The organism is Desulfocicer niacini (assembly GCF_054657595.1).
On the sequence record NZ_BAAHYK010000155.1, the window covers coordinates 1 to 825 of the forward strand.

1 protein-coding gene is annotated in these 825 nt (G+C 40.2%); it reads right to left on the bottom strand.

Annotation, left to right across the window (positions count from 1 at the left end):
- Nucleotides 1-158 precede the first annotated feature (158 nt).
- On the bottom strand, nt 159-825 hold a 667-nt coding region (locus ACYQ2M_RS25160), incomplete at its 5' end, for a hypothetical protein (protein WP_459919154.1).

Genomic DNA, 825 nt, shown 5'->3' on the forward strand with positions numbered 1-825 from the left:
ACCCGTCCACGGTGTTGATCAGCCCGGCCCGATGGGGTGGGAGCGCGGAGCGGTCCACCCCATCGTTTGGTATAACCTGCCGGCCCCGTGCTTGCAGAAAAAACACCCGACCTCTTCCGGTCAGGTTAATACCATGGTTATCTTTGGTTTAACGGAAATTAAGTATATATTTTGCCAAAGTTCTCTATTAGATTTTTATAGCGATTGTTAAAGTATTCCCTTAGCTCGTCAACGGTTTTGAAATTATCGGATATCAAACAACTTGCTATATTCCTTAAATTTAATCTTCGATTGAAACTGTCTGTCAGTTGTTTTGGCAAGCCTTCAACCACCTTTATATCGTTTTCGTCACCCCATCCTTTACTTACTTTTTTTTGCAGCTGATCATTAAGGTCAGAACTATATTTTTCCTCTATAGCTATTTCATTGTTTATGAATTTGACAAGCTCAGTTCTAAGGGCCGCAACTTGTTGCTGTTGACTCGCTTTTTCTAGTTCTTCGATGTGTCTTTGTTGGTTTTCGTTAGCGGTTTCAAATTCTTTTCTTTGATCCGCCTGTAAATCCCTTTGGACCTGCAGAGTTCTGGCAAGGTATATTAAAGTTGAAAATAGTAGTATTGGACTCAAAACTCCATTTAGGTAAGATCCGAAATTTCCCCAATCACCTGTGATACCAGAAAGAGGCCCATGAAATTTTGAAAAATAAAACAATAAGACGGCTGCTGTTACAACAAGCATGACAACCACCAGCAAAACAATTTCGTTCGGGAACAATTTTTTCATTCTAAGGTGAACTACCCCCTTTAGGCTGTATGTTTTGAAAGAT